20 protein-coding genes and 1 pseudogene are annotated in these 20,171 nt (G+C 72.3%); 15 read left to right on the top strand and 6 right to left on the bottom strand.

The annotated features are described in order from the left end of the window. Positions 1–45: 45 nt before the first annotated feature. Genes WYO_RS05535 through WYO_RS05515 form a run of 5 tightly spaced genes read left to right on the top strand, consistent with a single transcriptional unit; the run spans position 46 to position 7,528 of the window. Positions 46–1,590, top strand: coding sequence for an acetolactate synthase large subunit (locus tag WYO_RS05535; RefSeq protein WP_007560046.1), 1,545 nt, complete (start codon positions 46–48; stop codon positions 1,588–1,590). Continuing rightward, positions 1,587–3,944, top strand: coding sequence for a penicillin acylase family protein (locus WYO_RS05530; protein ID WP_007560044.1), 2,358 nt, complete (start codon positions 1,587–1,589; stop codon positions 3,942–3,944). The genes WYO_RS05535 and WYO_RS05530 overlap by 4 nt, the downstream gene beginning before the upstream one ends. A 34-nt stretch (positions 3,945–3,978) precedes the next feature. Next, positions 3,979–5,472 (top strand): M81 family metallopeptidase, encoded by a 1,494-nt coding sequence (locus tag WYO_RS05525; RefSeq protein WP_007560042.1) that lies wholly within the window; start codon positions 3,979–3,981, stop codon positions 5,470–5,472. Continuing rightward, positions 5,469–6,611, top strand: a complete 1,143-nt coding sequence (locus tag WYO_RS05520; protein WP_007560040.1) for a M20/M25/M40 family metallo-hydrolase — start codon at positions 5,469–5,471, stop codon at positions 6,609–6,611. Before WYO_RS05525 ends, WYO_RS05520 begins: the two co-directional genes overlap by 4 nt. Continuing rightward, positions 6,608–7,528 (top strand): NmrA family NAD(P)-binding protein, encoded by a 921-nt coding sequence (locus tag WYO_RS05515; protein ID WP_202948047.1) that lies wholly within the window; start codon positions 6,608–6,610, stop codon positions 7,526–7,528. The genes WYO_RS05520 and WYO_RS05515 overlap by 4 nt, the downstream gene beginning before the upstream one ends. 2 nt (positions 7,529–7,530) lie before the next feature. Here WYO_RS05515 and WYO_RS31470 read toward each other — a convergent pair whose 3' ends face one another. Together WYO_RS31470 and WYO_RS05510 are read right to left on the bottom strand one after the other, a co-directional pair. Beyond that, on the bottom strand, positions 7,531–7,695 hold the full coding sequence (locus tag WYO_RS31470; protein ID WP_007560035.1) for a hypothetical protein: 165 nt from the start codon (positions 7,693–7,695) through the stop codon (positions 7,531–7,533). A gap of 75 nt (positions 7,696–7,770) precedes the next feature. Further along, positions 7,771–9,165 carry an amidase family protein gene (locus tag WYO_RS05510; RefSeq protein WP_007560032.1) on the bottom strand — a complete coding sequence of 465 codons (1,395 nt, stop codon included), beginning with the start codon at positions 9,163–9,165 and terminating at the stop codon, positions 7,771–7,773. A 319-nt stretch (positions 9,166–9,484) separates the two neighbouring features. Here WYO_RS05510 and WYO_RS31465 point away from each other — a divergent pair, with 319 nt between their 5' ends. Beyond that, positions 9,485–9,646, top strand: coding sequence for a hypothetical protein (locus WYO_RS31465; protein ID WP_007560031.1), 162 nt, complete (start codon positions 9,485–9,487; stop codon positions 9,644–9,646). A 72-nt stretch (positions 9,647–9,718) separates the two neighbouring features. On the opposite strand, the gene WYO_RS05505 is transcribed toward WYO_RS31465, so the two are convergent. Together WYO_RS05505 and WYO_RS05500 are read right to left on the bottom strand one after the other, a co-directional pair. After that, positions 9,719–10,627, bottom strand: a complete 909-nt coding sequence (locus tag WYO_RS05505) for a metallophosphoesterase (protein ID WP_007560029.1) — start codon at positions 10,625–10,627, stop codon at positions 9,719–9,721. A gap of 64 nt (positions 10,628–10,691) precedes the next feature. Beyond that, positions 10,692–11,183, bottom strand: a pseudogene (locus WYO_RS05500) (VIT1/CCC1 transporter family protein); the annotation flags it as partial. A 286-nt stretch (positions 11,184–11,469) separates the two neighbouring features. Between WYO_RS05500 and WYO_RS05495 the strand changes: the two are divergent. From WYO_RS05495 to lpxK, 3 genes are read left to right on the top strand one after another with little or no spacing between them, the layout of a single operon-like run. After that, the gene (locus tag WYO_RS05495) at positions 11,470–12,255 is read left to right on the top strand and encodes a lysophospholipid acyltransferase family protein (RefSeq protein ID WP_007560026.1); all 786 of its coding nucleotides are present in this window, start codon (positions 11,470–11,472) and stop codon (positions 12,253–12,255) included. Continuing rightward, on the top strand, positions 12,252–13,583 hold the full coding sequence (locus WYO_RS05490) for a 3-deoxy-D-manno-octulosonic acid transferase (protein ID WP_007560024.1): 1,332 nt from the start codon (positions 12,252–12,254) through the stop codon (positions 13,581–13,583). Before WYO_RS05495 ends, WYO_RS05490 begins: the two co-directional genes overlap by 4 nt. Then, complete coding sequence (gene lpxK, locus WYO_RS05485; protein WP_007560022.1) at positions 13,583–14,581, top strand: tetraacyldisaccharide 4'-kinase; 999 nt, start codon at positions 13,583–13,585, stop codon at positions 14,579–14,581. Before WYO_RS05490 ends, lpxK begins: the two co-directional genes overlap by 1 nt. Here lpxK and WYO_RS05480 read toward each other — a convergent pair. Both WYO_RS05480 and WYO_RS05475 read right to left on the bottom strand, forming a co-directional pair. Then, positions 14,559–14,777: a DUF2093 domain-containing protein gene (locus tag WYO_RS05480; protein ID WP_007560020.1), complete on the bottom strand. Its 219-nt coding sequence runs from the start codon at positions 14,775–14,777 to the stop codon at positions 14,559–14,561. The genes lpxK and WYO_RS05480 overlap by 23 nt on opposite strands. A 52-nt stretch (positions 14,778–14,829) precedes the next feature. Then, on the bottom strand, positions 14,830–15,816 hold the full coding sequence (locus WYO_RS05475; RefSeq protein WP_039902322.1) for a bifunctional riboflavin kinase/FAD synthetase: 987 nt from the start codon (positions 15,814–15,816) through the stop codon (positions 14,830–14,832). A 291-nt stretch (positions 15,817–16,107) separates the two neighbouring features. On the opposite strand from WYO_RS05475, the gene WYO_RS05470 reads away from it, so the two are divergent. The 6 genes from WYO_RS05470 (at position 16,108) to WYO_RS05445 (ending at position 20,170) form a co-directional block, all read left to right on the top strand. Next, positions 16,108–16,491 (top strand): response regulator, encoded by a 384-nt coding sequence (locus tag WYO_RS05470; protein WP_007560016.1) that lies wholly within the window; start codon positions 16,108–16,110, stop codon positions 16,489–16,491. Positions 16,492–16,601: 110 nt separating this feature from the next. Beyond that, the gene (locus WYO_RS05465) at positions 16,602–17,135 is read left to right on the top strand and encodes a protein phosphatase CheZ (protein ID WP_007560015.1); all 534 of its coding nucleotides are present in this window, start codon (positions 16,602–16,604) and stop codon (positions 17,133–17,135) included. A 111-nt stretch (positions 17,136–17,246) separates the two neighbouring features. Next, positions 17,247–18,041, top strand: coding sequence for a creatininase family protein (locus WYO_RS05460; protein ID WP_007560014.1), 795 nt, complete (start codon positions 17,247–17,249; stop codon positions 18,039–18,041). Positions 18,042–18,111: 70 nt separating this feature from the next. Beyond that, positions 18,112–18,828, top strand: coding sequence for a DUF1223 domain-containing protein (locus WYO_RS05455; RefSeq protein WP_007560013.1), 717 nt, complete (start codon positions 18,112–18,114; stop codon positions 18,826–18,828). 122 nt (positions 18,829–18,950) lie between these two features. After that, positions 18,951–19,508 carry an RNA polymerase sigma factor gene (locus WYO_RS05450; RefSeq protein ID WP_039902353.1) on the top strand — a complete coding sequence of 186 codons (558 nt, stop codon included), beginning with the start codon at positions 18,951–18,953 and terminating at the stop codon, positions 19,506–19,508. After that, entirely contained in the window at positions 19,508–20,170 is a 663-nt protein-coding gene (locus WYO_RS05445; RefSeq protein WP_007560011.1) for an NrsF family protein, read from the top strand. The genes WYO_RS05450 and WYO_RS05445 overlap by 1 nt, the downstream gene beginning before the upstream one ends. Position 20,171: the final 1 nt, after the last annotated feature.

Below are 20,171 nucleotides of genomic sequence, written 5' to 3'. Positions count from 1 at the left end.
CGGACCGAGAGGGAGCCGCCCGTGACCGATGGGACGCCAACCACGATGAACGGGGCCGAGAGCCTCGTCCGGACCCTCGTCGCCGGCGGGGTCGAGGTCTGCTTCACCAATCCCGGCACGTCCGAGATGCATTTCGTGGCGGCGCTCGACCGGGTCGAGGGGATGCGCTGCGTGCTGTTCCTGTTCGAGGGCGGGGCCACCGGCGCCGCGGACGGCTATGCCCGCATGGCCGACAAGCCGGCCTCCACCCTGCTGCATCTCGGTCCCGGCCTCGCCAACGGACTGGCCAACCTGCACAACGCCAAGAAGGCGCGCACCCCGGTCGTCAACATCGTCGGCGAGCACGCCACCTATCACCGCGAATACAACGCGCCGCTGACCTCGGATATCGAGGGGCTGGCCCGCCCGATGTCGTCCTGGGTCCAGACCGGCATGAGCGCCGCCGAGATCGGATCCGACGGCGCCGCCGCCATCGCGGCCGCCCGCACGGCGCCGGGGCAGGTCGCGACCCTGATCCTGCCGGCCAACACCGCCTGGGACCCCGGCACGGGCATCGCCCCGGTGCCGCCGATCCCGGAACGGGCGCGAGCCGAGAATTCGGCGATCGCGGCCGCCGTGGCGGCGCTGTCCAGCGGCGAGCCGGTGCTGCTCCATCTCGGCGACCGGGCGGTGCAGGGCGAAGGCCGGGTGATCGCCGACCGGATCGCGCGCAAGACCGGCGCGACGCTGATGGCCATGACCTCGAACGCCCGCATCGACCGCGGCGCCGGCACGGTGCCGATTGAGCGCCTGCCCTACCCGATCGACCAGGCGATCGCGGCCCTGAAGGGCTTCCGTCACATCATCCTGATCGGCGCGACCCAGCCGGTCGGCTTCTTCGCCTATCCCGGCAAGCCGAGCCTGCTCGCCCCGGAAGGCTGCGCGACCATCACCCTCGCGACTCCCGAGGAGGACCAGATCGACGCGCTGGAGCGTCTGGCCGAGGCGGTCGCCGCCCCGCCGGCCGAGCCCATCGCGGCCGGGCCGCGGCCGAAGCTCCCCGCCTCCGGCCCCCTCGACCAGGACACGATCGGTCAGGTCCTCGGGGCGCTGATCCCGGAGGGCGCGGTGATCTGCGACGAGTCGATCACCACGGGCCGCAACTTCTTCGCCCTGACTCGGGATGCGGCGCCGCATTCCTGGCTGCAGCTCAGCGGCGGCTCGATCGGGCTCGGCATCCCGATGGCCACCGGGGCGGCCATCGCCTGCCCCGGCCGCAAGGTGATCAATCTCCAGGCCGATGGCAGCGGGCTCTACACCGCCCAGGCCCTCTGGACCCAGGCGCGCGAGCGCCTCGACGTGGTGACGCTGATCTGGTCGAACCGCTCCTACGCGATCCTGCGGGCGGAGCTCGCCAATGTCGGCGCGCACAATCCCGGCCCGAAGGCGCTGGGCATGCTGAGCTTGGACAATCCGGCCATCGATTGGGTCAGCCTCGCCCGCGGTTTCGGCGTGGAGGGCCGTCGCGTCGAGACGCTGGAGGACTTCATCGCGGCGTTCCGGCACGGGCTGGACACACCCGGTCCGCACCTCATCGAAGTCGCCCTGTGAGCGGGGCAGCCTACGCGCTGCCCGGGCTCGAAGGCCCGGCCGAGATCCGCGTCGACCGCTGGGGGCTGGCGCATATCCGCGCCGCGACGGCGCTCGACGCCTTCCGGGTCCAGGGCTTCAACGCCGCCCGGGACCGGCTGTGGCAGCTCGACCTCTGGCGCAAGCGCGGCCTCGGCCTGCTGGCGGCGGATTTCGGGCCGGGCTACCTCGCCCAGGACCGGGCCGCGCGGCTGTTCCTGTATCGCGGCGACATGGCGGCCGAATGGGCCGCCTACGGGCCGCAAGATACGCGGGCGATCGTCGCCGCCTTCGTGGACGGGATCAACGCCTTCGTCGCGTTGACCGAGACGCGGCCGGACTTGCGGCCGCCGGAATTCGCCCTGACGGAGACGCGCCCGGCCCGTTGGCGCCCGGAGGACGTTGTCCGGATCCGCAGCCACGGGCTCGTGCGCAACGTCCTGTCCGAGGTCGCCCGCGCCCGGGTGCTCGCCCGGGCCGAGACCCGCGAAGACGGGCTCGCTGCCGACGACCTGCGCAAGCGCATCAGCCCGCCGCATGATCCTGTGCTGCCGGATGGCCTCGACGCCGCCGATTGGCCGGACGACCTCCTCGACGATTTCCGTCTCGCCACCGCGCCGGTCGGGTTCACCCAAGAGCGCCTGGCCGCCACGCGCGCGGAGGCCTGGGACTGGACCAAGGTCGACGCCCACGGCGCCGTCACGCGGGGCCAGCGCGCCGCCCCGAAGGAGCCGGTCGAGGGCTCGAACAACTGGGTGGTGGGGCCGACCCGCACCGAGACCGGCCGCCCGATCCTGGCGAGCGACCCGCACCGGATCTACCTGCAGCCGTCGCTGCGCTACGCCGTCCATCTCACCGCCCCGGGCCTCGACGTGATCGGGGCGGGCGAGCCCGCCCTGCCCGGCATCTCCATCGGCCATAACGGCCATTCCGCCTTCAGCCTGACCATCGCGCCGATGGACCAGGAGGATCTTTTTGTTTGCGAGACCGATCCGGCCGATCCCGATCGGTACCGGTACGGCGACGGTTGGGAGCCGATCCAGCGCGTCACCGAAAGAATCCCGGTGTGCGGCGGGCCGGACGAGACCGTGGTGCTGGGCTTCACCCGGCACGGTCCGGTGCTCCGCGAGGCGGGCGGCCGGGCCTTCGCGCTGCGCACCGTCTGGTCCGAGCCGGGCGCTGCCGCCTATCTCGGCAGCCTCGCTTATCTCGGCGCCACGAGCCCGGAGGCGTTCGGCCAGGGCCTGCACTATTGGTCGGCGCCCTCGGTCAACCAGCTCTACGCCGACGTGACCGGGCGGATCGCGTGGTTCATGGCCGGCAAGGCGCCTGTGCGGCCGGCCCATGACGGGTTGCTGCCGGTGCCCGGCGACGGCCGCTACGACTGGGCCGGGTTCCACGATCCCGGCGCCCTGCCCCGTCGCATCGACCCGCCGGAGGGGTACCTCGCCACCGCCAACGAGATGAACCTGCCGCCGGATTTTCCCGCCGAGGCCCGCAAGCTCGGCTTCGAATGGGCGGAGCCCTGGCGCGCCCGGCGCATCCGCGCGGTGCTCGACGGCCAGAGCCGGCATACGCTGGACCAATCCCGCGCACTCCAGGGCGACGATGTTTCGGAGCCGGCTCAGCGTCTCGCCGCCCTGGTGCGGGCACTGCCCCAGGGGGCGGATGCCGATGTCGAGGCGGCCCGCACCCTGCTGACGCCGTTCGACGGGGCGCTGCACGAGGATTCGGCGGCGGCGGCCCTGATCGAGCTGTTCTGGGTCCGGCATCTGCGCCCGGCCTTGCTCGAAGCCCTGGTGGCGGATCCTGCAACGCGTCGCCTGCTGCCGCCCGGCGACACGCAGAGCCTGATCGAGCGGCTGGAATCTGGCCTCGATCCGGCCACCCGCGGCGCCTTGCTGACGGGGACGTTGGGCGCCGCCTTCCGGGAGTGCCGCACGCGGATGGGGCCGGATTCCGAGACCTGGTCCTGGGGCCGGCTGCACCACGCCCAGTTCGCCCACCCGCTCTCGGCCCTGCGGTCGGATCCGGGCTGGGATGTCGGTCCCATGGCCGTCGGGGGCGCCGCGGCATCAGTCATGCACGCGGAGTACCGGACCGACACGTTCCGGCTGACCCACGGCGCCTCGTTCCGCATGGTCGTGGATGTGGGCGACTGGGACCGGTCGGTCTTCATCAACGTGCCGGGCCAGTCGGGGGACCCGGGCAGCCCGCATTACGCCGACCTGGCCCCGATCTGGGGGCGCCGGGACCATGTGCCGATGCTCTACGGCCGCGCCGCCGTCGAGGCGGCCACCGAGACGATCATCACGCTGAGCCCGGCCTCCGCCTGACCGGCGGCCGGCCGAAGACGAGGACCGAAAAACCTTGCAGATCTTCATCGCCGGACTGGCCACCGAGACCAACACCTTCGCACCGCTGCCCACCGGCCGCGCGGCCTTCCTGGCCGATTATGCCCGTCGTGACGGCACCAAGACGGCGCCCCGCCTCAGCAATATCGGTCTCAAGGCCTGGCGCGCGCTGGCCGAGGCGGACGGGCACAAGGTCGTCGAGAGCCTCTCGACCTTCGCGCAGCCGGGCGGGATCACCCTGCGCGCCGTCTACGAGGAGCTGCGCGACGCGCTGCTCGACGACCTCCGGGCCGCCATGCCGGTCGATGCCGTGCTGCTGTTCATGCACGGCGCCATGGTCGCCGAGGGTTATGACGGTTGCGAGGGCGACACCCTGGAGCGGGTCCGCGCCATCGTTGGCCCGGACGCGACGATCGGCGTCGAGCTCGACCTGCACTGCCACCTCACCGAGGCGATGCGGCGGAGCGCCGACGTCATCGTGATCTACAAGGAATACCCCCACACCGACATCGTCGACCGCGCCCGCGACCTCTACCCGCTGGTGATGCGCACGGTCGCCAAGGACATCCGGCCCGTGATGGCCTATGCCGATTGCCGGATGATCAACATGTGGCGCACCACCCGCGAGCCGGTCGCGAGCTTCGTGCGCCGGATGGAGGCGCTGGAGGGGCGGGACGGCATCCTGTCGGTCTCCTTCGGGCACGGCTTCCCCTGGGGCGACGTTCCGGATGTCGGCGCGAAGATGCTGGTCGTTGCCGATGGCGACGCCGCCAAGGCCCAGGCCCTGGCGGACGACCTCGCCCGGGAGGTCTGGGCGATGCGCGAGGAGGCGGCGAGCCGCTGCGACAGCATCGATGCCGGCATCGACGCGGCTTTGGCCTCCGACGACCCGCGCCCGATGGTGCTGGCCGACTTCGCCGACAATGCCGGCGCCGGCGCGCCCTCCGACAACACCGCGATCCTGGCGCGTCTGGCCGAACGCGGCATCAGGGACGTGGCGCTCGGTCTGATCTGGGATCCCGGCGCGGTCGGGATCTGCCACGAGGCGGGGCTCGGCGCGACCTTCGTGCTGCGCATCGGCGGCAAGTGCGGCGTCACCTCGGGCGATCCGGTGGACCTGCGCATCACCGTGCGCGGCCTCTCGGAGGATCACAGCCAGGGCGGCCTCAGCGGCGGCCGCGCCCGGCTCGGACCCGCCGCCTGGGTCGAGGCCGACGGGATCCACGTGGTGCTGACCCACATCCGCCAGCAGGCCTTCGCGCCCGACGCCTTCACGGGATTGGGGCTGACCCTCGACGACAAGCGGATCGTGGTGGTGAAGTCGATGCAGCATTTCTACGCCGCCTTCGCGCCGATCGCGAGCGAGGTCCGCTACGTCGCGGCGCCGGGCGCGGTCCCGCCGGATTACGGCGCGATCCCCTACACCAAGCGCTCGGGCCGCTACTGGCCCAAGGTCGCCGATCCCTTCGCCGATCCTTTCGCCGTGTCCTCCGCCGAGAGCGCCCGATGATCCCGGACCTGCCGTTCGATGCGGAGTCCATCCTGGCGACGTTGCGCCCCTGGGTGGAATGCGAGAGCCCGACCCACGATGCCGCCGCGGTCAACCGCATGATGGGCCTGGCCGCCCGCGACCTCGCGGTCGCCGGGGCCGCGGTCGAGACCATTCCGGGGCGGATGGGCCTGAGCGATTGCGTGCGCGCGCGGTTCCCCCATCGGCACCGTGACCAGCCCGGCATCCTGGTGCTCGGGCATCTCGACACCGTGCATCCGGTCGGCACCCTGGCGAGCCTGCCCTGGCGGATCGAGGGCAACCGCGCCTACGGCCCGGGCATCCTCGACATGAAGGGCGGTAACGTGATCGCCCTCGCGGCGATCCGCGCCCTCACCGCCGCCGGCATCGAGACGCCTTTGCCGGTAACCGTCCTGTTCACCGGCGACGAGGAGGTCGGCAGCCCCTCGACCCGGGACCTGATCGAGGCCGAGGCCGCCCGCCACGCCGTCGTGCTGGTGCCCGAGCCCGGCCACGCCGACAACGGCGTCGTCACCGGCCGCTACGCCATCGCGCGCTTCGACCTCGAAGCCGTCGGCCGCCCGAGCCATGCCGGCGCGGCGCCCCATGAGGGCCGCTCGGCGATCCGCGCCATGGCGCGCATGATCCTGGCGATCGACGCGCTGTCGGACGCGGATTGCACCTTCTCCACCGGGATCGTCTCGGGCGGGCAATGGGTCAATTGCGTCCCGACCCTGTGCCGCGGTCAGGCCCTAAGCATGGCCAAGCGCCAGGCCGATCTCGATCGCGGCGTCGAGCGGATGCTGGCCCTGTCGGGTGAGCAGGACGGCGTCCGCTTCGCCGTGACCCGCGGTGTCACCCGGCCGGTCTGGGAACCGGATGCCGGTTGCATGGCCCTCTATGATCGGGCGCGGCGCTTGAGCGAGGCGCTCGGCCAGCCCCTGCCCCACCGCAGTGCCGGCGGCGGCTCGGACGGCAACTTCACCGGTGCCAACGGCATCCCGACGCTCGACGGCCTCGGGCCGCTCGGCCAGGGCTACCACACCCTCGACGAGCATGTGCTGATCGAGACGCTGCCTCAGCGGGCGCGGCTCTTCGCGGCCCTGCTCGCCGATCTCGGCGCGGCGGGCCGATCGTGAGCCCGGCCCCCGTGACGATCGCGGTCGCCGGTGCCACCGGCGATCTCGGCCTGCGGATCGTGCGGGCGCTCCGGCGTGAGGGCGCGAGCGTCACCGCCATCGTCCGCCCCGGGACGGATCAGGCCCGGCTCGGGCCGCTCACCGCCCTGGGCGCCCGCGTGGTCGAGGCCGGCCCCGGCCGTCCGGGCAGCTGGCAGGCCGCCTGCGCGGGGTCCGCCTGCGTGGTCTCGGCGTTGAACGGCTTGAGCGCCACCGTCATCGACGCGCAGACCGCTCTCCTGGAAGGCGCCGTCCGGGCCGGCGTGCCGCGCTTCATCCCGTCGGATTTCTCGATCGACTACGCCAAGACCGCACCGGGCGGGAACCGCAACCTCGACCTGCGCCGGGCCTTTCAGGCGCGCCTCGATGCGGCGTCGATCCAGGCCACGTCGGTGCTCAACGGCGCGTTCATGGAGCTGCTCGACGGACAGGCCCCCCTGATCCTCCATCGCCCGCGCCGGGTTCTGTACTGGGGCCGCGCCGACCAGATCCTCGACTTCACGACCGAGGACGACACCGCCGCGTTCACCGCCCGGGCCGCCCTGGATCCCACGACCCCGCGCTGGCTGCGCATCGCCGGCGACAGCCTCAGCACCCGCGATCTCGCCGATGCGGCGAGCGCGGCGCGGGGCAGGCGCTACCGGACGCTGCGCGCCGGCGGGCTCGGTTCGCTGGGCTTGATGATCCGCGTCGCGCGGACCCTCGCCCCGGGCCGGGGCGCGGTGTTCCCGCCCTGGCAGGGCATGCAGTACCTGCGCGACATGTTCGAGGGCCGCGCCCGGCTCACGCCCCTGGACAATGACCGTTACCCGGACCTGCGCTGGACCCGGGTCCGGCCCTTCCTAGCCCAGGCGGCTGGGGCGCACGGACACGGCTGAGATCAGGCCCGGCCCCAGCCCAGCGCCGCGACGGCCACGGCGCCGATCACGCCGCCGACCGTGCCGCCCCCGAAAAAGCCCGCCAGAGCCAGCAACGGCCCCGAGGAGGCCGTCAGCGCGCAGACCAGTGAACTTCCGACGCAGCCTGCGGTGGCGATCACGGACATGAGGACCTCGCACAACTATCAGTTGTATAAGCGAGGCCATTTCAATCTGGTTCCCCTTCGCCGACCGGCGTCGGCTCAGACGGGATCGACGGGCATCTCCGGCACGCCGGCCGCCTCGATCGCGGCGCCCGCCGCCAGGCAGAGGTCTTCCCGGTACCGGGCGGCCACGAGCTGGACGCCGACGGGGGTCCGCCCGACGAGGCCGGTGGTGACGGTGAGCGCCGGCACACCGATCGGCGCGAGCCCGACCTGCAGCAGGTTCGCCTCGAAGGCGCGCTCGATCCCGGCCGTGCCGGTGCGGTCAAGCCCGTCCGGGAACGGCAGCTCCGCGGAGACCGGCACCAGCAGCACCGGATGCTCGGCGAGGAACAGCGACCATTCCCGAGCCAGCGTCGCCCGGCGGACGAGCGCCCTGGCGATGGCGTCCGGCGGCATCGCCTCCGCCCGCCCGCGGAACGACTCGAGCAGATCGATGGCCGCCGGATCACCCTCGCGGTCGGCCGCCGCCCGGGCCGCTTCGTAGCCGTCGCCCAGCCAGAGCTGCAGCTGCAGCGCGCTGGCCTCGCGGATCGGCGGCGTGTCGGCGATCTCCTCGACCGCCCAGCCGGCCTCGGTCAGCCGGCGCGCTGCCTCGCGCAACGCGGCCTCGACCTCCGGCACGACCGCGAGGCCCCCGGGCCGCACGCACAGGGCCGCCCGGCACGGTACCGCGGGACCGTCCAGCGGCGCCGGCACCCACCACGGGTCGCGCGGGTCGGCGGCCGCCATCGCGTGGAGGCCGAGACGCAGATCCGCGATGCTGCGGGCGAGCGGGCCCGACACCGCCATGAGCTGCGGCCCGATTCCGCGCTCGGGCGACGAGGCGTTCCAGGCCGGGATCCGGCCGAGGCTCGGGCGCAGACCGTGCACACCGCAGGCATAGGCCGGATAGCGCACCGAGCCGGCGATGTCGGTCCCGTGGGCGATCGCCCCGATCCCGGCGGCCACCGCGGCGCCCGCGCCCCCGGACGAGCCCCCGGGCGTCAGCGCCGGATCGCGCGGGTTCTTGGTCTCCCCGTGCAGCAGGTTGGCGGTGAACCAGCGCAGCGAGAAGGCCGGCGTGTTGGTGCGCCCGAGCAGCACCGCCCCGGCCCGGCGCAGGTTGGCCACAACGGGGTTGTCGTCGGCCGCCACGAGGTCGCGCTGGAGGCGCAGCCCGTTCGTGGTCGCGAAGCCGCGCTGGTCGACATTGACCTTGATCGTCACGGGCACGCCGGCGAGTGGCCCGAGGGCGTCACCGCGGGCGCGGGCGGCATCGACCGCGTCGGCCTGCGCCAGCACCTCCTCGGGGCGATGCTCGACCACGGCGTTGATCCGGCCGTTGACCGCATCGAGCCGACCGAGGGCGGATTGCGCAACCTCCCGGGCCGAAACCTGGCCGGTGCGGATCAGAGCCGAGAGGTCGGTCGCGGTCAGACGCCAGAGCTGCATGAGAGGTCCCTTCGCCGAGCCCTGCGGGGGCGGGATTCGCTTTTGATTCGTGTCGCGCGGGGCCGCGGCGCGGTCCGGCGTCACCTTATTCTGTATGCAAGGGACCGGCCGCATTTTTAAGCACGCATCGATCGCGAGCGGTGGCAACGGTTTCCCGCACTGCAGCAGAAGCCGCTAAGCATTTCGCCGTAGCCGACCCTTGCCAGACATAGATCGATTGATAACCTCGTCATTGTTCGCGCGTTCGACCGGCCAGACCAGCAGAAGGATCGCTCTCCTCCGACGAAGACAGGCAACCTCCAGCACAAGGCAGGCTTCCATGGCAGAGATGATTCGCGTCAAGCCGACTCACGACGGCACCTACACTGTCTATCGCGGGACTCTCGCGTTGATCAGCGGCCTGACCCGCCTTCAGGCCGAGCGCTACGAAGCCAGCATCAGCCAGCAGCAACGGGCCGAACTCGCCTCCGCGAGCAATTGAATCCCGCGCCGAGGCCGGCCCCCGAACGGGTGCGGCCGGCCTCGGAGCGCACGACGCTCAGGGACGCGGACGTCAGTCGAGGGCGATCGGTCCGAGGTCGCAGACGGTTCCGCCCGCATCGAGGCCGCGCCGTCGCGCAGTCACCGCGTAGCCGGCACCATTCCGAGTGATCTCGTAGAGCAGGTAGGAGGCGCGGCGTGCCGCCAGGCCGCCATGCCCGTCCGGCCGCGCCGATGCCGAGGGCGCGCCGATCACCGGCACGAAGCGTCCGTCCGGTCCTGGGACCAGGGCGCTGGTGGTGGTGTGGTTGTGGCCATGCAGGATCAGCTCGGCCCCGGCGCGCGCGATCATCGCCGTGAAGGCGGCGGCATCCTTGAGCTCGCGCCCCGATGACGCGCCCCCCGGCTGCGGCGGGTGGTGGATCATCACCACCCGGAACGGCTTTCCGGGCTCCGTGGCCAAGGCCCGCAGCAGGGATTCGGCGGCCGCGAGCTGCGGCGGACCGAGGCGGCCGGTCGCCACGAAGGGCTTCGTCGGGATGGCGCTCGACAGGCCGACCAGCGCCACAGGCCCACGCCGCCGCAGATAGGGAAACCGGCCGGACGAGCCCGAATCGTCGCCGGTATAGCCGCTGCAGGCCGCCAGCAGACCTTCCAGGGAGCCGCGGACATAGGCGTCGTGATTGCCGGGGACGAAGCTCACCGTTTCGGGCGAGCCCAGCGCTTCGAGGAACGTGCGCGCGGTCTCCCACTCGCTCGGCAGGCCGATGTTGCACAGGTCGCCCGTGCAGGCGACATGCGCGGCCCCCTGCTGCTTGAGGTCCGCCACCAGGGTTTCGAGCACGGTCATGTCGTGGCTGCGCGACCGGCCCCGCCGCCAGTTGGCGTAGCCGGTGGCGCGCTTGCCGATGAGCTGGTGCAGGCGCACGCGGCCCAGCGGGCCGACATGCGGGTCACTCAGATGGGCCAGGCGGAAGGTCAAGGCCGACGATCAACGCTCGAGAGGGGCAGGGACGCGCCCCGCATCGCGGTCGCGAGGCCCCGCGTCAAGCGCTGCCGATCAGCATCCCGGCGGCGAGCACCAGCGCGCCCCCGAGCATCACCTGCAGCGCCGCGCGCCAGAACGGCGTCGCCATGAAGCGCGTGCGGATCGCCGCGATCGCGACCAGCTCGACGATCACGACCAGGACGGCGAGGCTGGTGGCGAGGAGGAACGGATCCGGCCAGCCCGGCGGGAGCTGGTCCGGGATCGCGTAGGGCAACGTATGTCCGAGGCCGCCCAGCGTCGTCATCACGCCGCAGACCAGGCCACGCATCCAGGGATCCCCCCGCCCGGTGACGCTGCCGTCATCCGACAGCGCCTCCGTGAAGCCCATGCTGATGCCCGCCCCGACGGAGGCCGCGAGCCCGACCAGGAAGGTCGCGCCGTTATGGCCGGTGGCGAAGGCCGCCGCGAAGATCGGCGCAAGGGTCGAGACGGATCCGTCGATCAGGCCCGCAAGCCCGGGCTGCACGTAGCGCAACGCGAAGACACGCCGGGCTTCGGCGACCTCGGCCGCTGTATCGAGGGCTGCTGCCATGGGCTCGCACTCCTGTTTAGATGAATTCCAATCTATAGTTTGGAACGTATCTAAACAAGGAGGGTTCGATCTTTTGTTGGACGCGGGTCGAGCTTCCGCGGAGCGGGCGCGCGACGAAGGGACGATTCGCTATCCCTGGCGGCGCGCGAGTTGCGTTGGCGCGGGCCAGGGGACTAGACCGTGGGCGGACGAATCCCCGCCCGGTCCGTTCAGGCTGCGCCGCTCCGGCTGCCACAAGCGTCTCATGAGTCTCGGCAAGCGCATCCTTCGCCATCCCGCCGTTCAGCGCGTCCTCGGGCGCCTGGCGGCCGGGTATCTGCGGCTCGTGCAGGCCACGAATCGCTTCGAGGTCCATGCCGATGCGGCCGGCCCCGGTGCCGCGGATGGGTGGATCGACGCGCAGGTGCCGCTCATCGCCGGCATGTGGCACGGGCAGCACATCATGATGCCGTTCATGCGCCGGCCGAGCGACCGGGTGGCCACGATCATCTCGAAGAGCCCGGACGGCAACATCAACACGATCGCGCTGGAGCATCTCGGCGTGCGGGTGATCCGGGCCTCCGGCGCCCGGGGCCGGGACCGGGCGACCGATACCCGCGCCAAGGGCGGGGCCGAGGGGTTGCGGGCGATGCTGCGGGCCCTCAAGGCCGGCGAGTCCGTCGCCTTCAGCGCGGACGTGCCGAAGGTCTCACGCCGCTGCGATGCCGGGATCCTGACGCTGGCACGCTTCTCGGGCCGGCCGATCGTCCCGGCCGCCGTGGTGACGAGCCGGCACCTGCGCTTCAAATCCTGGGACCGGGCCTGTCTCGGATTGCCGTTCGGGCGGGGCGCGGTTGTGCTGGGCGCGCCGATCTACGTCGCCCGCGATTGCGCCGGCGAGGAGTTCGAGGCGCTGCGGCGGCGCCTCGAAGCCGAGATGAACCGGGTCCATGCCCGCGCCTACGCGCTGGTGGGACGTGCCGACCGCGCCGCGCTCTATCGCGGCACGCCGCCGGCCGCGGGTGTCGATCCGGTCGGAGAATCCGCGTGAAGCTCCCGTCCGTGACCCTGCCGTTGCAGGTCTACCGTGCCGGCCTGTGGGTCGGCGAGCCCGCCCTGGCCGGCCTCCTCGCCTGGCGTGCCCATCGCGGCAAGGAGGATCCGCTGCGGCTGCCCGAGCGGCGCGGCCTGCCGGGCCGGGCCCGTCCGGTCGGGCCGCTCGCCTGGATGCACGGCGCCAGCGTCGGCGAGGTCCTGTCGCTGATCGGTCTGGTGGAGGGCATGATCGCCCGGGGCTTCTCGGTGCTGGTGACCACCGGCACCCGCTCGGCCGCCGAGCTGATCCGGGGGCGGCTCCCGCCCGGGGCGGTGCACCAATACGTGCCGCTCGACGCGCCGCGCTGGGTCGCCCGGTTCCTCGCCCATTGGCAGCCGAACCTCGCCATCGTGGCCGAGTCGGAGATCTGGCCGAACACGATCCTGGAGCTGGACGCCCGCGAGATCCCGCTCATCCTGGTCAACGGCCGGATGTCGGAGCGGTCGTTCAAGGGCTGGGAGCGCTGCCCGCGCACCGCCAAGGCGCTGCTGTCGCGGATCGCGGTCTGCCTGACGCAGACCCAGGAGGATGGCGCGCGCTACGCCAAGCTCGGCGCGCCCCGGGTCAGCATCACCGGCAACCTGAAATTCGACGCTCAGGTCCCGCCGGTCGATCCGCAGCAACGCGCCTATCTGGAGGGCATGATCGCCGGCCGGCCGGTCTGGGTCGCCGCGAGCACCCATCCGGGCGAGGACAGCATGGTCGCCTACGCCCATGCGGTGCTGAAGGCGCAGTTTCCGAAGCTCTTGACGATCCTCGCTCCCCGCCATCCGAGCCGCGGCGCCGAAGCGGCCGAAGCCGCGGCGGCCTACAATCTGCGCAGCGCCAGACGCTCCAGCGGCGGTCGGCCCCATCCGTCCGTGGAGATCTACGTCGCCGACACGATCGGCGAGCTGGGCCTGTTCTACCGGCTCGCACCGCTGGCCTTCCTCGGCGGCTCGCTCGTCCCGCATGGCGGCCAGAACCCGATCGAGCCGGTCCGCCTCGACACCGCGATCCTGCACGGGCCGCATACGGACAATTTCGACGCCGTCTATCGCGCCCTCGACCGGGCCGGCGCCGCCCTGCCGGTCAAGGACGGCGTCGAGCTGGCCGCCATGGTCGGCGAGGTCCTGGGCGATCCGAGGCGTCTTGCCGGCATGGTCCAGGCCGGCCCGGGGGCGCTGCGGCCGTTCGAGGGGGCGGTCGGGCGCACGCTCGCGGTGCTCGAACCCTTCGTGGCGCAGATGAAGCTTCAGCGGCTCGACCGGGGCGATCTCGCACGGCCGCTCGCGCGGGCCTGATGCGGCCACCGCGCTTCTGGGCGGCGGGGGCCGACCACCCGGCGGCGCGGTGCCTCGCACCCCTCGGCGCGGCCTACGGCGCGCTCACCGCCCGGCGCATGGATCGGCCCGGCGCCGAAGCCGGCTGCCCGGTCCTGTGCCTCGGAAACTTCACCCTCGGCGGGGCCGGCAAGACGCCCGCCGCGATCGCGGTCGCCGCCCTGCTCACGGAGCTCGGCCGGAAACCGGCCTTCCTGTCCCGGGGCTATGGCGGGCGTCTCGCCGGCCCGGTCCGGGTCGATCCCGACGGTCATGCCGCCGCGGATGTCGGCGACGAGCCGCTGCTCCTCGCCCGCCACGCGCCGACAATCGTAGCCCGGGACCGCCCGGCCGGGGCGGCGCTGTGCCGGAGCCTCGGCGCCGACGTGATCGTCATGGATGACGGGCTGCAGAACCCGTCGCTCGCCAAGGATCTCGCCTGGGCGGTGGTCGATGGCGGCGCCGGCATCGGCAACGGCCGCCCGTTCCCGGCCGGTCCCCTGCGCGCGCCGCTCGCGCGGCAATGGCCCCATGTCGCCGGCCTGATCCTCGTCGGCGACGACGCGCCCGGCCGGTGGGTTGCAGAGATCGCGGCGCGCCGCGGGGTGCCGGTCCACCGGGCGCAGCTGATCCCGGAGGGCGCCGGTTTCGCCGGCCGGCGCTGCCTGGCCTTTGCCGGGATCGGCCGGCCCGAAAAGTTCTTCGCGACCCTGCGCGGGACCGGCGCCGTGATCGCGGCCGAGCGGCCCTTCCCGGATCATCACCCCTATCGCGACGCGGATCTCGCCGCGCTCGCCGCGGAGGCGGCCCGGCTCGGTGCGGATCTCGTGACCACCGAGAAGGATGCCGTGCGGCTGCCCGCCGCCTTCGCGGCCCGGGTCGACGTGCTGCGCGTGCGCCTCGTGCCGGGAGATCCGGAGGCCCTGCGCCGCCAGATCCGGCAGGCGCTGTCGGAGGCTACGGACGTCCGGTTTCCTTGAGGCGCTTCATAATCGCCTCGGGCGACACGTAGGCTTCCTGCCGCGTGGCGCTCCAGTAGCGCAACCCGTCCAGCGGGATCGACTCGCCGGTGACCGCGCAGCGCACGAAGCTGCCCGGCTTGACCACCCGCATGGTACCGTCCCCGTACTCGACGACCGCCTCGCCGTTCTGTCCACGCTCGTAGCGACCCAGCACATCCGCCTCCTGATCAAGCCCGCCTTCTACATCATCTCACGCGTTCGGAGAATCAGGCGAGCATCGATGGGGTCCGGTCGGCGGCCAGCAGGGACCGGGCCGTGTCGGCGTCGATATGCATGCGCGCGATCAGCGCCTCGGCGCTGTCGAACCGCTCCTCGCCGCGGATGTAGCCGACGCATTCGACCGCGATCTCCCGCCCGTAGAGGTCGCCCGCGAAATCGAACAGGTAGACCTCCAGCAGCGGCGCGCCGTCGTCGAAGGTCGGGCGGCGCCCGTAGCTCGCGACCCCGTCGCGGATCTCGCCCGGCCCGAGGCGCACGCGCACCGCGTAGATACCGTGCGCCAGCCCGCAATCGGGCAGCATCACGTTGGCGGTCGGGAAGCCGAGCTGGCGCCCGCGCTTGTCGCCGTGGCGGACCTGGCCGAGCACGAACCAGCGATAGCCGAGCAGCGCGTTGGCCCGGGCGACGTCGCCCGAGGCCAGGGCCGCGCGGATCGCGCTCGACGAGACCGGCTCCGTCTCGCCCCCGAGGGCGACCGGCTCCACGATCCGGCAGCCGAGCCCCGCCTCGCGGCAGAGCTCCGCCAGGATTGCCGGCGTGCCTTCGCGGCCACGGCCGAAATGAAAATCGTGGCCGACCACGACCCCGGACAGGCCGAGCGAGCCCTTGAGGAACGCGAGCACGAAGGCGCGCGCGCTCGTGGCGGCCAGCGCGCCGTCGAAGCGACGCACGATCAGCCCGTCGAGGCCGAGACGGGCGAACACGATCTCCTTCGCGGCCAGCGAGGTCAGGCGGAACATCGGCGCATCGGGGGCGAAATAGGCGCGCGGATGCGGCTCGAAGGTCAGCACCGCCGCCGGCCGGCCGGCCTCGCGCGCCGCCGCGCGCACGTTCTCGACCAACACCCGGTGACCGCGATGGACGCCGTCGAAATTGCCGATCGCCGCGACCGCGCCGGACAGGGCGGGCGGGACCGGAGCGTCCGCGCCGCAAATCGTGAAGGGCCGCATGGCCGGTTCGTCGCCTGAGGCCATCGATTCGGGGTCGGAGACTCGGAAGGGTCGGATGGAAGCGCCTGAGCTGTCCGCGTCAGGCCCGACGCCGCCGGACCCTGCCGAAACCCGCCCGGAGGGTCAAGCGAAGCGACCGCGCTGCGACATTGCAGGAGCCGGCCGCGAATGACACACCTGCAGATTAACGGCTTCGCAATGCGCGTGCCCTATTTTAAATGCTGTGCAGCGCGGCTATTTTGCGGCGTTAGTGAAGCGTTCATCTTTCCGGGAGCCGCCGCGGCTTCCCGCCGGGCAATACGGAGCAGTTGGTCTATGGCTCTCGATCTGAGCATGCCGATCCTCGTTGTCGACGATTACCAGACGATGGTCCGAATCATTCGGAATCTACTGAAGCAACTCGGCTTCGAGGAGGTCGACGACGCGTCTGACGGTACGGCAGCACTGGCGCGGCTCAAGGACCGCAAGTACGGCCTGGTCATCTCCGACTGGAACATGGAGCCGATGACCGGCTACGAGCTCCTCCGGCACGTGCGGGCGGACGAGAACCTGCGGACCACGCCGTTCATCATGGTCACCGCCGAATCGAAGACTGAAAACGTCATCGCGGCCAAAAAGGCCGGCGTGAACAATTATATCGTGAAGCCCTTCAACGCGGCGACGCTCAAATCCAAGATCGAGGCCGTCTGCGGGAACTGATGAGTTCCGTGGCACGTCCCACGCGCCCTCCGGCGAAGCCCTCGGCACGCCGGAAGACGCCCAAGAGCGATGCCGCCGGCATCGATGGTCGCCGATCCCAGGAGGAGAGCATGGCTTCATCCGCCGCGCGCCAGCCCGATATGCGGTTCCGTGAGCCGCACGCCGTGATCTCCGAGTTGATCGAGATCGCGGATTACATCGCCCACCTGCGCGAGGAGATCGGCGCGCTCCGGGCGAACGAGATGAGCCGCGACCGGATCCCCATGGCCCATGAGGAGCTCGGCAGCGTCGTCGAGGCCACGGCCGGGGCGACCAACACGATCATGGAGGCCGCGGAGGCGATGCTGAGCCTCCCGGACGGGCCGGGCTACCGGGATGCGGTCGAGGAGCGAATCAACACGATCTTCGAGGCCTGCGCGTTCCAGGACATCACCGGCCAGCGCATCGCCAAGGTGGTCGAGGCCCTGCGGCTGTTCGAGCAGCGGCTCGCTCGCTTCGTGGGCGCCGTGAAGGCCCGCGATGCCACCTCCACCGATCCGGCGGAGCTGGCCCGCCGCGCCCGTGCCGAGAACCTGCTCCTCAACGGCCCCCAGGCCGTCGAGGAAACCCCGTCCCAGAACGACATCGACGCCCTCTTCGCCTGACCGGCTCCAAATCGGTCGACCGGCATTCGACGCGGGGCGCTTGGGCGGTATAGATCGCCGTCGGCAACCGGCGCCGAACGGTGGTTTCGAGGGAAGGTCCAGGCCAGGATCATGGTGGCGCGGCTCTGGTCCGATCTGACCACGGACGATCTGGCGCGGCGCGACATGCGGCGCGCCGTTGCGGTGCTGCCGGTGGCCGCCATCGAGCAGCACGGCCCGCACCTGCCGCTCGGCACGGACGCGATCATCGCCGAGGGCTACCTCGCTTGCGTCCGCGCGCTGGTCCCTGACGACCTCGACGTTCTGCTGCTGCCGGTCCAGACCATCGGCAAATCCGACGAGCACGACGCCTTTCCGGGCACGCTCTCGCTCGATACCGGGACGGCCCTGGCGGCCTGGATCGGGATCGGCGCCGCGATCCGGCGCGCCGGGTGCCGCAAGCTGGTGATCGTCACGAGCCATGGCGGCAACAGCGCCCTGATCGATCTCGTGGCCGGCGACCTGCGGGCGCAGTACGGCCTCGTCGCGGTCACGACATCCTGGGCCCGGTTCGGCTATCCGGACGGACTGTTTCCCGCCGACGAGATCGCGTACGGCATCCATGCCGGCGGCGTCGAGACCGCTTTGATGCTGGCCCTGCGGCCGGATCTGGTGCGGATTGGCCGGATCGCCGATTTCCCGCCGCGCAACCGCGCCATGGTCCGGGATTTCACCCATCTGCGCGCCGGCCGGCCCGCCGCTTTCGCCTGGAAGGCCGGCGACCTGCACCCCTCCGGAGCCATGGGCGATGCCCGCTTGGGCTCTGCGGCGGCCGGCCGGACCGCGCTCGATCACGGTGCCGCCGCCTTCGTCGAGCTGCTGCGGGACGTGGATCGGTTCGAGCTCGACGGATCCGATCGGGCGTAACCGGCGCCGGCATCCGGCCGAAAGATCGGTCACGCGCCGGCACTCTCCGCCGGTGTCGGGAGGCCCGGCCATGAAAAGCGTCGCGTTGATCTCCGCTGCCCTGATGCTCGCCGCCGTGCACCCGGCCGCATCGCTGGAGCGCCCCGTCGTCGTCGAGCTGTTCACCTCGCAGAGCTGCTCGTCTTGCCCGCCCGCGGAGGCGCTGATCGGCCGGCTCGCCCATGAAGGTGCGGAGGTGCTGCCGCTGGCCTTCCACGTCACCTACTGGAACCATCTCGACTGGCGCGACCCCTATTCCCTGCCGGCCGCCACCGCGCGCCAGAACGACTACGCCGCCCGGTTCGGCGGCCCGAGCTATACGCCGCAGGCGGTGATCGACGGCCAGGCGGGGCTCGTCGGGTCGGACGAGGCCGCCCTGCGGTCGGCAATCGCGCAGGCGCGGAGCGCCGGGGCGTCCGTTCCGGTGACGCTGGCGCGTGACGGCGGCCGCCTCACCGCCCGGGTCGGGGCGGGCCGCGGCGCCGGCCGGGTCCTGCTGATCGGCTTCGACCCGAGCCATACCAGCCGGGTCCTGCGCGGCGAGAATGCCGGGCGCACCCTCGAGCAGGCCAACGTCGTCCGGGCGATCCAGGATCTCGGCCCCTGGTCCGGCGCCGCCGCGACCGTCGAGGCCGCCGCGCCCGCCGGCGAGACGGCGGCCCTGCTTCTGCAGGCGGAGGATGGCCGCATCCTGGGCGCGGCCCGCCTCGACGAGCGCCCCGGCGCTGTCGCGGGGGGGCTGCGATGATGCTGTCCATGTCGGGTGGCTTGGCGGGTGGCTTGGCGGGTGGCGGATGGGTGCTGGCGCCGGACGCCAACCCCGGGCTAGACTCGATGCAGGCCGGGGAACGGATCGGCGGCGGGGCCCGCATGGCGCTCGAAGGGGAACTGGCCGCCATGATGGCGGCCGCGCAGGGTGGCGACGCGGCCGCGTATCGGGCCCTGCTGAAGGCTTGCCTGCCCGTCGTCTCGGCGATCGCCCGGGCGCAGGGCGTGCGCGGCGAGGCCGTGGACGACGTCGTCCAGGACACGCTGATGACCGTGCATCGGGCGCGCGCCAGCTACGATCCGGCGCGGCCGTTCCTGCCGTGGCTGCGCGCCATCACCCAGCGCCGGGCGATCGACCGCCTGCGCCGGGCCGGCCGGCGGCCGCGGGAGGTTCACGATCCCCTCGCCTACGAGGCCGAGGCCGATCCCGGCCCCGAGCCCGGCCAGGGTCTCGAGGCGCGCGACCGCGCCGCCGCCCTGGCGCGCGCGGTCGCGTCCCTGCCGGACGGTCAGCGGCAGGCCGTGGAACATCTCGGCCTGCGCGAGTTGTCGCTGGACGAGACCGCGGCCCTCACCGGGCGCAGCAAGGGCGCCCTCAAGGTCAACCTGCACCGGGCCCTGAAGGCCCTGCGCGCCAACCTGATGCAGGAGCGGCGCTGATGGCCGATCTGGCCCGTCACGAGCGGCTCGTCGAGGAACTCGCCGGCAACCTGGAGCCGGTCCGGCCGCTGCCTTCTCCCGCTCTTCGCGCCGGTCTGTGGCTCGGCGCGGCCCTGCTCATCGGGCTGATCCTGGCGAGCCGGATCGACACCAGCGGCTTCATGCTGCGCATGGGCGTGCCGGATCTCGCCTGCGCGGCGCTGGGCGCGGCGCTGACCGCCGCGAGCGCGGCCTTCGCGGCTTTCGCGACCAGCGTGCCCGGCCGCTCCAAGCTCTGGGCGCTGCTGCCGCTGCCGCCGCTCGCCCTCTGGATCGGGGCGAGCGGGTTCGGCTGCCTGCGCGACTGGATCGCCCCCGGCACCGGCCAGCCGCATCCGGAAGAAGTCGCCGGCTGCTTCAGCTTCCTGGTCTGCGTCTCGGTGCCGCTCTCGGTGCTGATCGTCGTGATGCTGCGCCGCGCCTGCCCGCTCCGGCCGAGCCTGACGGCGGCCCTGGGCGGCCTCGCCGCCGCGGCTGCGGCCGCGACGCTGCTGATGCCGTTCCATCCGCATGATGCCACCGCGGTGGATCTGCTGATCCACGCGGTCGCGGTCGTCGGGGTGATCGGGCTCAACAGCCTCGCGGGCGGCCGGCTGCTCGGCCGCCGCGCCGGGCTCGCCTGAG

The sequence above is a fragment of the Methylobacterium sp. GXF4 genome, from assembly GCF_000272495.1.
Classification (GTDB): Bacteria; Pseudomonadota; Alphaproteobacteria; order Rhizobiales; family Beijerinckiaceae; genus Methylobacterium; species Methylobacterium brachiatum.
Note: the sequence above shows the minus strand (reverse complement) of the source record. Positions and strands in the feature narration are given on the sequence as shown.